Genomic DNA, 15,233 nt, shown 5'->3' with positions numbered 1-15,233 from the left:
GACGCGCCATGAAGCACGCCGACTTCGTTCACCTCCACAATCACAGCGATTACTCCCTGCTCGACGGGGCCAGCCCGATTTCCGGCATGGTCGCGAAGGCCGCGGCCATGAAGATGCCGGCGCTGGCGCTCACCGACCACGGCTCGATGTTCGGGGCCGTCGAGTTCTATCAGGAGGCGCGGCGCGCCGGGGTCAAGCCGCTGGTGGGCATGGAGGCCTACGTCACGCGCGGGAAGCGCCGCGATCGCATCCGCGAGAACACCTACCACCTGGTGTTGCTGGCGCGCGACGAGCAGGGGTTCCGCAACCTGATGAAGCTGTCGTCGCTCGCCTTCCTCGAGGGCTTCTACTACAAGCCGCGCGTCGACCACGAGCTGCTGGCCGCGCACAGCGCGGGGTTGGTGGCGCTGTCGGCCTGTCCCAAGGGCGAGATCGCCAGCGATCTGCTCGAGGATCGCGACCAGGACGCGGCCCGCTCCGCCAGCCTCTATCGCGAGATCTTCGGGCCCGATCATTTCTTCCTCGAGGTCCAGAACCACGGGATCGAGATCGAGCACAAGATCCGCGGCAAGGTGCTCGAGATGGGCAGGCGACTCGGCATCCCGGTGGTGGCGACCAACGATTGCCACTATCTCGAGAAGGACCAGTTCGAAGCCCAGGACGTGCTGATCTGCATCCAGACCGGGAAGACGGTGGACGAGCCGAACCGCATGCGCGCGGTGGAGGGGCTCCATTTCCGCGACCCGGACGAGATGCGCGTGGCATTCGCCGAGTGTCCCGAGGCGCTGCGCAACACGCTCGAGGTGGCCGAGCGCTGCAACCTTCAGCTCGAGTTCGGCAAGCCGCTGCTGCCGGAGTTCCCACTTCCCGAGGGCTGGGCGAGCGCCGACGAGTACCTGCGCGACCTCACGTGGAAGGAGCTGAACGCGCGCTTCCCCTCCGGGCCGACCGAGGAGCTCCGCAAGCGCTGCGCCTACGAGCTCGACGTCATCTGCCAGATGGGCTTCGCCTCGTACTTCCTGATCGTTCGCGACTTCATTCACTTCGCGAAGACGCGCGGCATCGGCGTCGGGCCCGGGCGCGGGTCGGTGGCCGGCTCGCTGGTCGCCTACGCGCTGCGCATCACCGACGTCGATCCCATCGAGCACAGCCTGATCTTCGAGCGTTTCCTCAATCCCGAGCGGGTGTCGATGCCCGACATCGACATCGACTTCGACGATGTGCGGCGCGGCGAGGTGATCGAGTACGTGCGCCGGAAATACGGCGAGGGCAACGTCACCCAGATCATCACCTTCGGCACCATGGGTGCGAAGGGTGTGGTGCGCGACGTGGGCCGCGCACTCGGGATCGCGTTCGCCGACGTCGACAAGATCGCCAAGCTGGTGCCCGACGGGCTCGGCATGACGCTCGAGCGCGCGCTCGAGCTGTCGCCCGAGCTGAAGAGCCTGCCGCAGCGCGGCGCTCCGTTCGACAAGCTGATGCGCTCCGCGCGCGTGCTCGAGGGGCTGGCGCGCCACGCTTCGACTCACGCCGCCGGCGTGCTCATTACGCCGGGCCCGTTGCTCGACTACGTGCCGCTCTACCGGCAGAAGGACGAGAGCGTCACCACCCAGTGGGACATGAAGTCGGTCGAGAAGGCCGGCCTGCTCAAGATGGACTTCCTCGGGCTGCGCACGCTCTCGGTGCTCGAGGAAGCCGCGCGGCTGGTCGAGCGCCGCGGCGAGCCGCGGCCCGACCTGGCCGCCATCCCGCTCGACGATGCCGCCGCCTACCAGGTGTTCCAGGACGCCGACACGGTCGCGATCTTCCAGTTCGAATCGAGCGGCATGCGCGACTACTTGCGCAGGCTCAAGCCGACCGTCTTCGAGGATCTGGTGGCGATGAACGCGCTGTTCCGGCCGGGGCCGATGGAGAACATTCCCTACTTCATCGACTGCAAGCACGGCCGCGCCCAGGCGAAGTACGAGCATCCGGCGCTCGAGCCGATCCTCAAGGGCACCTACGGCGTGTTCGTCTATCAGGAGCAGGTGATGCAGGCCGCCAACGTGCTGGCCGGTTTCACCATGGGCCAGGCCGACGAATTGCGACGCGCGATGGGGAAGAAGCGGCCCGAAGAGATGGAGGCGAAGCGCGCCGAGTTCGTCGGCGGCTGCAAGCGCAACCACATCGCCCAGGCCAAGGCCGAGAAGATCTTCGCCACCATGGAGAAGTTCGCCGGCTACGGCTTCAACAAGAGCCACAGCGCCGCCTACGCGCTGGTCGCCTATCAGTGCGCGTGGCTCAAGGCCCACTACCCGGCCGAGTTCATGGCGGCGACGTTGACCAGCGAAATGTCCGACAGCGCGCGCATCGTCACGCTCATCGAGGAATGCCGCCGGATGCGGCTCGATGTCCTTCCGCCCGACGTCAATCGCTCCGAGTGGCGGTTCACGATCGAAGACGGAAAGATCCGGTTCGGACTCGGCGCGGTGCGCAACGTCGGACAGAGCGCGGTGGAATCGATCGTGGCGGTTCGCGGCGACCAGCCGTTCCGGGATCTCTTCGATCTCGCCTGCCGGCTGGGCGGCCAGGCCATCAATCGGCGCGTGCTGGAGAGCCTGATCATGTCGGGCGCCTGCGACGCGCTGGGCGCCGAGCGCGGTGCGCTGTTCGCGGGCGCCGCCCGCGCGCTCGAGCAGGCCTCGGCGCTCCAGCGCGAGCGCCAGAGCGGACAGTCCTCGCTGTTCGGCGGCGACGCCGACGGCGGCGTCGCGGTGGTGGCACCGCCGCCGCCCCAGGTCCCGCCGTGGACCGGGCGCGAGCGCAGCCAGCACGAAAAGGAAGTGCTCGGCTTCTATTTCTCCGAGCATCCGTTGACACCGCTCCGTGATCAGCTCGAGAAGCTCGCCACGCACCGCGTGGCCGACGCGCTGCAGCTCGAGGATGGCGCCGAGGCGCGGCTGGCGGGGCTGGTGAGCGAGGTGAAGCCGCTGTCGACGCGCGCGGGCCGGCGCATGGCGGTGCTGACGCTCGAGGATCTCTCCGGCCGGATCGAGTGCACGCTGTTCCCCGATGTCTACGACGTCGCGCGGCCGTTGCTCGCGCCCGAGCGGCTGGTCAGCGTCTCGGGGCGCATCGAGGTGCGCGAAGACCGCGGCATCAAGCTGCTCGCGGCCCAGGTGTTGCCGCTCGAGGACGCGCTGCGGCAATTCCGCTCGAGTCTGCACGTCGAGGTGCGCTCGGAGGATCTCTCGCTCCAGTGGCTGGAGGAAGTGGATACGGTATTGTCGTCGCATCCCGGCGAGGCCGAGGTCTACCTGCACATCGTCATGCCGGATCACTCGCGCAAGGCGAGCCGTTCGAGGCGCTATCGCGTCACCGAAGACGGCGCGGTCGCCAGGGTGTTGCGCGAGAAGTTTCCGTTCGTGCGAGTCGCCTTCCGCAGGGGGGCACCGTGACCACCTGGCTCGACTTCGAGAAGCCGGTGATCGAGCTGGAGCAGAAGATCCAGGAGCTGCGGGCCGAGGCCACCGCCAAGGGTCTCGAGGTCCAGGACGAGTTGCGCGACCTCGAGCTCAAGGCCGACAGCCTGCGCCGCGAGGTGTACGCGAAGCTCACCGCCTATCAGCGCGTCCAGCTCGCGCGGCATCCGCGCCGGCCGTACTCGCTGGACTACGTTCAGAAGTGCCTGACCGACTGGACCGAACTCCACGGCGACCGCCACTTCGCCGACGATCCGGCGATCGTGGCCGGTCTCGCGCGCCTCGACGGCCGGCCGCTGATGGTGATCGGCCAACAGAAGGGCCGGGACACCAAGGAAAATCTGATGCGCCGCTTCGGCATGCCCAATCCCGAGGGCTACCGGAAGGCGCTCCGCCTGATGCAGCTCGCCGATCGCTTCCGGGTCCCGATCCTGACCCTGGTGGACACCGCCGGCGCCTATCCCGGCCTGGGCGCGGAGGAGCGCGGTCAGGCGGAGGCGATCGCCTTCAATCTGCGCGAGATGGCGAAACTCGGCGTCCCGATCGTCACGGTGGTGATCGGCGAGGGCGGGTCGGGTGGCGCCCTGGCCATCGCAGTGGCGGACGTGGTGCTGATGTTCGAGAACTCGGTCTACTCGGTGATTTCGCCCGAGGGCTGCGCCTCGATCCTGTGGCGCGACGGCAAGCAGGCGCCGCAGGCGGCCGAGGCCCTGAAGCTGACCGCCGATCGCCTCGAGTCGCTGGGCATCGTGGATGGAGTGCTGCCCGAGCCGGTGGGCGGGGCGCATCGCGACCCCGACGCGGCCGCCGCGACGCTCAAGGCGGCGGTTTCCGGGCACCTCGCGACCCTGAGCGGGGTAACACCCGAACAGCGAATCCGCGGGCGTCGAGAGAAATTCCGGCGCATGGGCGTATTCGTGGAAACCCAGGCCTGAGGCTTGAAATCTCGGGGGAGAGCCCCCATCATCGAAGGGCCGCGTCACTTTGGCAGGGTCTCCCCGGCCCCCGCCCTTACTCTTCCGACCCCATCCCGAGGACATCGATGGCGCTGAGCCCTGACCTGCTCCGCATTCTGGTCTGCCCCGCATGCAAGGGGGATCTCGACTACGACGCGTCCGCGCCGTCGCTGACCTGCCCGCGCTGCCGGCTTCGGTATCGCGTGGTGGACGACATCCCGGTGATGCTGGTGGACGAAGCGGAGAAGATCTGATCCCAGGTCGTTCGGAAACCTCTCACCTGCACCGCGGGCGGCTGATGCCGCTCGCGCTGCTGCTGCTCGCCGCCAGCTTCGCGGCCGGCGCAGAGGCCGGGCCCGAAGGCGTGGACCTGCTCTCCGCGGGACCGGGCACCATCCGCTTCGGCGTCGCGCTCGAGCCGGTTCAACTGATCCCCTCCTCCAACAGCCCCGGCTCCATGATCCCGGTGATTCCGGGCTGGGGCCGCAATGGCCTGCCGGGCGCGCCCGCCATCCCCGCGCGCATCGTTCAGGTGGCGGTGCCGCCGACCGGGGGGGTGACGGTGCGCGGGTTCGGGAGCGGCGAGGCCAGCCAATCGGGGGTGGTGCTCGAGCCGGTTCCGGTTGCGCCGGGTGGCGCCTCGCGCCCCGGCGCCGAGCCCATCCTCGAGTACCGGCGGGATCGCTCGGCCTACGAGTCGCCGGCTTCTGCCGCGCCGGAGCGCGCGCGTCTGGTGGGCGTGTCGTGGCTTCGCAATCAGCGGGTGGCGAGCATTGCCGTACTGCCGGTCGACTACCAGCCGCGCGCAGGCCGGCTGACGACCTGGAGCCGGATCGAAGTGGAAGTGGACGTGACGCCCTCGGCGCCGGTCTCGAGCCCGGCCGAGCGTTCCGACCCCTTCGAGAGCGTGTATCGCTCGGCGCTCGTCAACTACGAGCAGGGAAAGGGCTGGCGGCGGCCGGCGATCTCCGCGCGCGCCGGCGTGGGCTCGCTGCTCGGGCTCGGCGCCGGAATCCAGAGCGCCACCCTCGACAGCTCGAGCGTGTTCGCGGGGCACCGCTGGCTCAAGATCGCGATTCCGCAGACCGGCTTCTATCGCGTGAGCTTCAGCCAGATCAAGACCCTGGTGCCCTTTACCGACAGCGTGAGCGTGGCGTTTGGAAACGTGCGCCTGTTCGGCTGGCCCGGACTCCCGGTGCTGCCCGAGAACACACCCTGTGACACCTGTGACTATCGCGAGATCGCCTTTGGTGTCGAGGATGCGGGCGGCGACGGCCGCATGAGCGTGAACGCCGACGCCATTTACTTCTACGCCCTCGGGCCGCAGGACTGGGCCAATCTCTACGACCCGACCGCCGCCGACTCGGTGTTCGCCTACAACCCCTACGACCTGCACTCCTACGTGTATCTCTCCTACGGCCGGCCCGACCTGCCTTACGCCGAGCCGGCGTTTCCGGGCTCGCCGCAGCGGATCCGCCTGCAGGGAGTGACCCTGGTCAACAATGGAACCGAGAACCGTCCCACCACGTCGCTGACTCGACTTCACCTGGAGCAGGACGTGGGCTCCGAGTACTACCCGAGCTTCTCGCCCCATTTCGCGCTGCTCGATCCCACGCTCTACTGGGACAAGTTCTTCTGGCGCACCATGACCACGGGCGCGAACTTCGCGGTGCAGGTGCGGCTGCCAGGAATCGACCCCACGTTGCCGGCGCAGGTGCGCGCTCGCTCGTGGGGCGTCCAGGTGGATCAGCCCGGTCCATGCGGATTGTATCCCCAGCACCTGTTGAGCCTGGCGGCGGGGAATGACTCGACCCAGGTGAGCTTCACCGATCTGCGACCGGTCACCGCGCGCATCTTCCCGTTGCTCGACACGCTCGACGTCATCCGGCTGCAGGTGCCGAACCTCACCTGCAGCGGGAACCGCATCGATCAGAGCGCGCTGTCCTTCATCGAGGTCAAGTACCGGCGCCAGTTCATGCCCGACGGCGATCAGCTCTCGTTCGAGTCACCGGGTAACGGCAACGCCATCTATCAGATTGGTCCGTTTGACACCGCGGCGCCGCCGCGGTTGTTCGATGTCACCGATCCATTCTCGCCGGTGGAACTGATCGGCTTCGACTATTCACTGGTCTCCGGGCAGACCAGTCAGTGGACGCTGTCATTCGAGGTCGTGGAGACCGGGCCGCGCCGCTACGCGATGCTGCCGAGCGCGTCGTTTGCCAAGCCGTCCGCCAACGACATCACCGAGGCCTCGGATGAGAGCCGGTTCAATCTGCGGTCGAGCAACCAGCAGGCGGACTACCTGCTCATCTACTACGACGGCTTCAAGCAGGCGGCCGACTCGCTGCTCAACTGGCGTCGCGTGCGCCTGCCGCTGCCGGGCAATCCCGGCCCTTACGACGTGAGGAGCGTTCCAATCTCGGCGGTCTACGACCAGTTCTCGGGGGGGCGCACCGATCCCGACGCGATCCGCAATTTCCTGCGCTTCGCGTTCTTCAACTGGCGTCCGGGCGGCCACTCGCCGCCGGCCTTCGTGACCCTGCTCGGCGACGCCTCGTTCGACTTCAAGAACCTGCTGGGGCTCGCGCTCCCCGGTCAGCCGGGATGCCTGATGCCGGCTTTCGAGAACAACTACACCTCGCCCAGCCAATTCGCGAGCGATGACTGGCTCATGAACGTGGACACGATCGGCACCACCACCGTGCTGCCGGATTTCTTCGCCGGGCGCATTCCCGCCGACGATCCCGGCAGCGCCCTCGACTATCTGCAGAAGAAGCTGTTCTTCTACGAGCGATCCGCGCCGACCGGCACGTTCCGCAATCGCGTCATGCTGATCGCGGACGACGACCAGCAGGGCGAGTCGCCCGACTACCTCGAATGGACGCATCTGCGCCAGACCGCGGTGCTCGATACCGTCTACACGCCCGATCACTTCGATCGGGTCTACGTCTATCTGCACACCTATCCCGACGGGCCCGGGCGCACCAAACCGGGCGCCAAGGCCGACATCAAGAACAACATCAACGGGGAAGGGGTGGCGATCTTCAACTTCATCGGCCACGGCAGCCCGTTCAAGCTCAGCGACGAGAACGTGCTGATCGATACCGATGCCGGCTCGTTCACCAACTCCACCCGGCTGCCCCTGTTCATCGCGGCCTCGTGCGACGTCGGCAAGTTCAACGACCCGCGGGTGCAGAGTCTCGGCGAGCGACTGCTCATGTCGCCGACCGGGGGTTCGGTGGGCGTGATTTCGGCGACCGAGCTGGCCTACAGCGACTTCAACGTCGACCTCGCCTACCGGCTCTACACGCTTCTCTACAGCCGCGATGCCACCACTGGCCAGTACCAGGAAGGGGTGGTGCCGGCGTTGCTGTCGGCGAAGCTCCAGACTTCGAGCGACCTGATCCAGATGCAGAACAACGAGAAGTACGGACTGATGGGCGATGCCGCGCTCCGTCTCGACCTGCCGAAGTTGTGGGTGGACGTCGGGCTGTACGACGCGACCGGCACCACGCCGGTCACCCAGATCCACGGCGGCGACGCGATTCTGTTCAAGGGTCGCGTGTTGGATCGGCCCGGCGGCAGCGCGGTCGGCTACAGCGGCGTTGGCGATCTGTTGATCGAGGACTCGCAGCCACGACCCACCTCGCCCGCGTGCGTCTACGACTCGCTGTGCGCGCGGACCCAGTATGACTTCAAGGCCGGCGCGATCTTCCGTGGCTCGGTGCTGGTCTCGGGTGGCGTATTCCAGGGCAAATTCATCGTGCCGCTCGAGGCCCTGGGCGGACCGCGCGGCAAGGTGCGCGCCTACCTCGCCGGGCTCGCGGGTACGAGGGGAATTCCCGACGCGGTCGGGAGCATCCGCATGCAGATCTCGCCGGGAAGCATTCCGGCCGGCGACCAGGCCGGGCCCTCGATCGCGCTGTCGTTCCCGGGCGGCGCGACCAGCGTGCGGCCCGACGCCACGCTCAACGTCGACCTGTCGGATCCGAGCGGCATTCTCACCACCGGCCACACGCTCCAGAACGGGATCATCGTGACGGTCGACAACAACACCACGCAGCGGAGCGACATCACCTCGACATTCCGCTACGCCGCGGGCTCGTACAGCACCGGCACCGCGCAGTTCCAGCTCCCGAATCTGTCGCCGGGATCGCACACAGTGAGTGTCTCGGCCGCCGACAATCTGGCCGCCGGGCTCACCGCGTTCGAGCACCGCTCGAGCAGTTCACTGAGCTTCCAGGTGGCGAGCGCGCCCCCGGTGGTCATCAACCGCGCCTACCTGTTCCCGAATCCGACCGAGTCGGGCCGGCTGACGAGCGGCGGAGAATTCGTGATCGTCGGCCCCGGCGACTCCGTCAACGTGCTGGTTAAGATCTTCACGGTTTCGGGCCGGCTGATCCGCGAGCTCGAGAGCTTCGGCGACTTCGGCCAGGTGCAGATCCCCTGGAACGGGCTCGATGCCGAGGGCGGGCCCCTGGCCAATGGCACCTACCTCTTCAAGGTCTACGTGAATGGCAGGGACGATCAGGGCCGGAGCAGCGCCCAGCGGAAGGCCTCGGCGGAGGGCCGATTCGTGATCCTCAACCGTTGAGGCGTGGTGGCCGAAAGAAAATCGGACCCGAGGGTGGAACTCAGGTGTAGGAGCCTTGAATGGCAGGTCTCTTGCCCCGACTGGTTGAGGAGGAGTTTGTTTCTATGCACATGCTACGCTTGACTTTGGCAGCCCTGGCGGGATTGCTGATCGCCAGTTCGGCCATGGCGCAAGGGACCGGCCGATCCCTCGATATTCAGCCGGGGGCGAGGCAAAACGGCCTTGGCGCCGCAGGAGTTGCGCTGGCTGACGACGCCACCGGCGTTACCTGGTGGAACCCGGCAGGGCTCGGCTTCGTCGAGCACTCTGCGGTCGAGCTGACCTACGCGCAGCTGGTCCCCGGGCTCGCCAGCGACGTCAACTACAACTATCTCACCTTCGTGCACCCGATCGAGGGGTGGGGCGCCTACGGCGTCGGCATCATCTTCCTCTCCTACGGGCAAAGCGAAGGTTCCGACGAGAACGGCGTCTCGACCGGGCAGTTCGGCTCCAACGAGTTCTCACCCTCGATCTATTTCGGCACCCGCGTGCTTCCCGACCTGTCGGTGGGACTCGCGCTCAAGTACATCCGCATCCAGCTCGCTCCCAGCAGTCAGCAGGGCGTGGGCTCGACCTTCGGTCTCGACCTTGCCAGCCTCTACCGGATCCCCTCGGCACACCTGAGCTTCGGGCTCAATGTGCAGAACCTCGGGCCGAGCGTGACGTTCATCAACGAGGATCAGGCCAGTCCCCTGAGCCGCAATCTGAAGATCGGCGGCGCGTGGGAGGCGTACAACAAGGGGCCGATCGGCATGCTGTTCGTCACCGACTTCAATCAATCGCTGGTGACGACCAAGTTCCGCACCTATGACTACGGTGCCGAGCTGCGCATCGTCGAGCAGCTCTCCGGACGCATCGGCTGGTATTCCGATCCGCTGGGCGACATCAGCGACCTGACCTACGGGATCGGAGTCAACTGGCACAGCCTGGCACTCGATTTCGGCGCGATCCCCCAGGCGAAGAATTCCGGGCTGGACTACGTGAAGAAGATCACTTTGGGCTACCGCTTCTAGTTCCAAACACCGGAATCGTCCTTGCGCGGCCTCAAACGGTTCGTTCTCGCCGCCGCTCTGGGGTTGCTGGCCGCGCCCTCCGTGCGGGCGGACCAGCCCCTCACGATTCGCCGCTGGACCCCGGGCGATCCGCGCGTGCCGCGGGCGCTCGATCAGCGCGCTCGCGAGTCCGAGTCCGCGTTGCTCAAGCGGTCGCACGCGGTGCCGCACGTCATCTCCGAGCCGGGCGTGGACTGGTCGCCGTTCGCGTCGCGCCGGCTCGGCTGGCGGCCACCGGCCGCGATGATGCGCGACATCCGCAAGACCGGCGCGAGCCCGAGCGCTTCGCGGGCGGCGCTGGGCCCGCCCGACACCCTCACGGTGGCGGTGATTCGCATCGACTTCCTCCACGATCGCGGTGGCGCGGCCTCGACGGGTGACGGGCGCTTCAATCTCGATCCCGCCGACACGATCAACAATCCGGTGGATCGCCCTCCACACAACCGCACCTTCTACCGGAAGCATCTCGAGGCCCTGAGCCGCTACTACGACGTCATGACCTACGGGCGCGTGGTGGTGCGCGGCGAGGTCTGGCCGCGCAGCGAGAATCTGGCCTATTCGGTGACCGACATGGCGGACTTCGGGCCCTGGACCTTCAGCCAGGCTATCGAGGCGGCCGCGGTCCACATGTTCCGCACCTTCCTATTCGCGGCCGACTCCCAGGCCCACGCGATGAACGACACGATTCCCTGGAACTCGATCGATCGCGTGATCCTGATCCACGCGGGGAGCGACCTGCAGAGCGACGTCAAGCAGGACAGCAAGGAGGACATCCCCTCGTTCACGCTCGGCGTCGTCGACACCGACGTCGTGGTGTTCCCCGATTCGAGCAATCGCTTCCATCCCGTGACGCGCGCCAGCTTCGTTCCCGAGACCGAGAACCAGGACGGCTACTTCGGCGCCATCAACGGCGTGATCGCCCACGAGAGCGGCCACAACTTCTTCGGGTTCGTCGATCTCTACAACGTGGACACCGGCTTCCCGGCGGTCGGTTTCTGGAGCCTGATGGACAGCGGCAACCTGGTCGGGGCGCTGGTCAAGCAGGCGGATGGGGAGGAAATCTTCGCCACCGGCATGCTGCCGCCGAGCATCGACCCGTTCCATCGCTTCTTCGCCTCGGACGTCGTCGACTACACCGAGGCTCCCTACGGCGCCCCCGACAGCCTGATGGATTCCGAGCGTCATCCCGACTTCCGGCGCATCACGCTTTCGAGCGATGAATTCCTGGTGCTCGAGAACCGCCATCAGGCCTACGCCTACAGCGACACCGTCCACTTCGACATCGATGACACCACCGGCGTCGTGCTGGGCCCCAAGTTCCCCGACCGTTACGAGTACGACGCCCTGGCGCCGGGCGGGGGCATTCTGGTCTGGCACTTCGACGACAGCGTGATCACCTTCGAGAACTCGCTGCGACCCAATCCCGACTTCGGGATCAACACCAACCCGAATCGCCTGGGAGTGGGAGTGGTCGAAGCCGACGGGCTCGCCGACATCGGCGATCCCGGCTCGCCTTTCATCTTCGGCAGCTATCGCGATCCCTACTACGTCGGCAACAACGTGCTGCTCGACGACAACACCGCGCCCAATCTGCGGCCGCACATCGGCACGCGACCCCACCTGCGCGTCACCGTATCGGACACGCTGCTCGCCACCATGCGCTTCCGGACCGATCGGACCTGGCAGTTGCCCGGCTGGCCGGTGCAGTTCCCGGGTCACGAGTTCCCGATCGGCGGACCTCAGCTCCTCGCCGTGGACGCCGACGGCGACGGCAAGCTCGAAGTGTGCTGGGCCGGCGCCGATTCGATCAGCCCCGACAGCACCAGCCTGTTCGCGCTCCGCGCCGACGGCACGCCGCTTGGAACCTCGCCGGTCTTCGCCAGCCTCGACCGGCGGCCCTACCCGGTGATGGCGGCGATTCCCACCGGCGGTCCCAATCCCGAACAGGGACCGGCGCTGTTCGCGGCGACCACGATCGCCGATGGACCCGGCCCGAGCGCCGCGGGCGGGCAGCTCTGGGTAGTGGATCACTTCGGGCTCACCAGCGGCAGCAACTGGCCGGTGGCGCCGGCCAACAGCAGGCTCTCCACGCCGCCGGTTTTCGTCGGCGCCTACCCGAACGCCCAGGTGCTGGTGGGAGCGCGCGACGGCTACGTCTACGCCTACAATCTCGACGGCACGTTGTGGGGGCGGGGCGATGTGCCGCTGTCGGCGCCGGTCGCGGGACGGCTGGCGGCGACGATCGGCCCGCAGGGCGACTGGGTGGTGAGCGCCGGAGACTCCGCCGGCGCGGTCGCCGTCTATCAGCTCACCGCTGCCGGTTCGCCAGGGACGGGCTCGGTGACCCGCGTTCAGGGCTGGCCGGTGCAGGTCGCGGCGCGCGCCGAGTTCACGCCCGATTTCCTGTGGCTCGATCTCGATGGTGCGGGGGGCGCGTCCGGCGACCCGAGTGGCTGTGGTGCCGGAAGCCCCGAGCTCATCGTTCACGACGCCGACCGGCTGTGGGGCTATTGCCTGCTGGGACGAGCGCTTCCCGGTTGGGGCCGCTCGTTCGGAGACACACTCTCGCCGGGCCTCGGGGCCGGCGATCCCGACGGCGATGGACTTCCCGAGGTGCTGATCCAGACCCAGAGCTCGAAGATCGCGTTCGTGAACCTCACCGGCGCGCCCTCGCCGGGATGGCCCAAGCCGGGCTCGCCGGAGGGCGTGCTCGAGGACGACACGCTGCTCACCGGCAAGCACGAGAATCATCGCTTTCCCTCCCTGAGCCCGCCGCTGGCGATCGATCTCGACGGCAACGGCCGTCCCTCGGTGGTGGCGCTCAACACCAGCGGGGTGATCGCCGCGCTTCGCGCCGATGGCCATACGCCCGACGGCTGGCCGCTCGCCAGCGGATCCGGAGTCGCCGGCGCGCCGCTGGCGGCCGATCTCGATCGCGACGGCCACCTCGATCTGGTGGCGCCCGATCGCTTCGGCACGCTCTACGCCTACACGCTGCCGGTGGCGCCGAGCGCCGGCCCGGCCGACGCCTGGACCATGCTGGGCGGCGATCCCGAGCGCACCTGTCGCCTGCCGGCCGCGCGCACTTCGGTCGCGCTCGCACCGGCTGCCGGACCGCTGGTGTCGGGCTCGCTCAAGGCGTTCCCGAACCCGGCGCGCCGCCGGCCGATCTCGATCGCTTATACGCTCACCGAGCCCGCGCACGTCGAATTCCACGTGCTCAACACCGCCGGACGGGAGGTGGCTTCGTTCTCGCGCGACGCGCGTCTGGCCGAGAACCTCGAGAGCTGGGATCCGGGCTCGCTGCCGGCGGGGCTCTACGTGGTGCAGGTGAGGATTCACGGCGCGAAGAGCGAGCACGACGAGACGCTGCGCGTGGGAGTGCTCAAGTGACCCGCGACCTGCGGTGGCTCGCGCTCGCGGGAGCGGCGCTGCTGGCGCTGAGCAGCGGCCGCGCCTGGAGTTCGACCGGTGCCTCCTCGATTCAGAGCTCGTTGCTCGCGCCTCGCCTGATCACCGCGGGGAGCTCCGACTCGCCGTTGCTCGCGCAACGCGTCATCACCCGCGAGTGGGGCGAGTCGGAGGACTCGAGCTACCGGTCGGTCGACGTGCCCGGATACAAGTCCGAGGGGTGGGCGATGATGATGTCGGCGGCCGTGCCGGGCACCGGACAGCTGTACGTGGGCGAGCACAGCGGATTCGTCTACCTGCTGGTCGAGGTGGTGGGCTGGGCTTCGCTGGTCGTGCTGCGCGATCGCGCCGATCAGCAGAAGCAGGACTCCCAGACCTACGCCGGATCTCCGTACGACTCGACCAGCGCCTGGAACTTCAACCGCTACAACCGCGTCACCGGCCAGGACACCCTGGCGCTCGCCCAGCTTTATGCCGGCGATCGTGACGCGTTCTACCATCAGATCGGTTTCAACGATCTCTACTCCGCGGGGTGGAGCAACAGCTACGACGCCAATCGTTCGCAATATCAGTCGCTCGAGGACGACTACCAGAGCTCGGTCAAGAAGTCCCGCTACGCGGCCGGCGCGATCATCCTGAACCACGTGGTGTCGGCGATCGACGCCCTGCACGCGGCGCGCACGCACAATCTGCCGCTCACCCAGAACCTCCGGCTGAGGATGGGCGGGGGACTGACGCCGCGCGGGGCGAATCTGCGTCTGGCGCTGGAGGGCCGCTTCTGATGCGCGCGCCGGCAAGGTCGGGCCTGGCGCTGGCGCTCGGGATCGCGCTGGCGGGACGAACTGCGTCTGCCGAAGTGCTCGAGCTCCCGCGTGCGACCGAATCCTTGCTTCTCGCGCCCGCCGCCGCACCGGTGGCGCACGGCGTGCTCGACGCCTCCTCGAGCGTGGAGAGCGACCAGGCGCCGCTGGCGCTCGCGATTCCATTCGTCCGGCCGCCCGAGCTCGGCGTCAGCATCTCGGGATCGTCGAGTCACGGCAAGAAGCCGAAGAGCAATTCGTCGCACCCCTCGACCTCGATGCTGACGCCCGAGCGCGCGCAGGCGCTGCTCCGCTCGGCCACCTATCCGGGCTGGGGTCAGGCAACGCTCGGACACCCGACGGCGGGCGCGGTCTTCGCCGGCATCGAAGTCGGGATTCTCGCCTCGTTCGTGGCATTCAACATCCAGGAGCAGATGCGGCACGACTCGGCGATCCTCACGGCCAGACTTTTCGCCGGCGTCGACCTCAAGGGGAGGGACGACGAGTTCCAGAAGATCGTCGGCGCCTACTCGAGCAGCGACGAATACAACCGACTGGTCGTCTATCGCGATGCCGCCAACCTCTATTACGACGATCCCGCGCAGTATCGAAAGTACATCGCCGACCATTCGCTGACCGGGGACATGGCCTGGTCCTGGCAGGACCAGGCGAGCTTCGATCGATACAGCGCGCAGCGAAAGGACATGCAACGCGCCGAGCTGCGCGCCAACACCTCGCTCGCGCTGATGGTCGCGAACCGGCTGGCGAGCGTTCTGCACGTGGTCATCGTGTCGGGAAGATCCGCCAAGGCCGGCGACGGCCACAGCGGATGGAATCTCGAGTGGGCGCCGGCGGGTGGCAATGACCCGACGGCGATGCGCTGTGCGCTTCGCACCAGCTTCTGAGCGGGGATTCCCCGC

Annotated in this window: 8 protein-coding genes; all 8 read left to right on the top strand. The window is 67.6% G+C overall.

Going from position 1 to position 15,233, the window contains the following annotated elements; translation table 11 throughout:
- Nucleotides 1-8 precede the first annotated feature (8 nt).
- The 8 genes from dnaE to VMJ70_07435 all read left to right on the top strand — a co-directional run bounded on the left by dnaE (nucleotide 9) and on the right by VMJ70_07435 (nucleotide 15,218).
- Nucleotides 9-3,437: a DNA polymerase III subunit alpha gene (dnaE, locus tag VMJ70_07470; protein ID HTO90954.1), complete on the top strand. Its 3,429-nt coding sequence runs from the start codon at nucleotides 9-11 to the stop codon at nucleotides 3,435-3,437.
- Complete coding sequence (locus tag VMJ70_07465) at nucleotides 3,434-4,396, top strand: acetyl-CoA carboxylase carboxyltransferase subunit alpha (GenBank protein ID HTO90953.1); 963 nt, start codon at nucleotides 3,434-3,436, stop codon at nucleotides 4,394-4,396. Before dnaE ends, VMJ70_07465 begins: the two co-directional genes overlap by 4 nt.
- Nucleotides 4,397-4,503: 107 nt before the next feature.
- Complete coding sequence (locus VMJ70_07460; GenBank protein HTO90952.1) at nucleotides 4,504-4,671, top strand: Trm112 family protein; 168 nt, start codon at nucleotides 4,504-4,506, stop codon at nucleotides 4,669-4,671.
- 44 nt (nucleotides 4,672-4,715) lie between these two features.
- Complete coding sequence (locus VMJ70_07455; GenBank protein ID HTO90951.1) at nucleotides 4,716-9,011, top strand: C25 family cysteine peptidase; 4,296 nt, start codon at nucleotides 4,716-4,718, stop codon at nucleotides 9,009-9,011.
- Nucleotides 9,012-9,121: 110 nt separating this feature from the next.
- Nucleotides 9,122-10,063: a PorV/PorQ family protein gene (locus tag VMJ70_07450; protein ID HTO90950.1), complete on the top strand. Its 942-nt coding sequence runs from the start codon at nucleotides 9,122-9,124 to the stop codon at nucleotides 10,061-10,063.
- Nucleotides 10,064-10,084: 21 nt separating this feature from the next.
- The gene (locus VMJ70_07445) at nucleotides 10,085-13,495 is read left to right on the top strand and encodes an FG-GAP-like repeat-containing protein (GenBank protein ID HTO90949.1); all 3,411 of its coding nucleotides are present in this window, start codon (nucleotides 10,085-10,087) and stop codon (nucleotides 13,493-13,495) included.
- Nucleotides 13,492-14,295 (top strand): hypothetical protein, encoded by an 804-nt coding sequence (locus VMJ70_07440; protein ID HTO90948.1) that lies wholly within the window; start codon nucleotides 13,492-13,494, stop codon nucleotides 14,293-14,295. Before VMJ70_07445 ends, VMJ70_07440 begins: the two co-directional genes overlap by 4 nt.
- The gene (locus VMJ70_07435; GenBank protein HTO90947.1) at nucleotides 14,295-15,218 is read left to right on the top strand and encodes a hypothetical protein; all 924 of its coding nucleotides are present in this window, start codon (nucleotides 14,295-14,297) and stop codon (nucleotides 15,216-15,218) included. Before VMJ70_07440 ends, VMJ70_07435 begins: the two co-directional genes overlap by 1 nt.
- The last annotated feature ends 15 nt before the right edge of the window (nucleotides 15,219-15,233 follow it).

Source organism: Candidatus Sulfotelmatobacter sp., from assembly GCA_035498555.1.
Lineage (GTDB): Bacteria > Eisenbacteria > RBG-16-71-46 > RBG-16-71-46 > RBG-16-71-46 > DATKAB01.
Note: the sequence above shows the minus strand (reverse complement) of the source record. Positions and strands in the feature narration are given on the sequence as shown.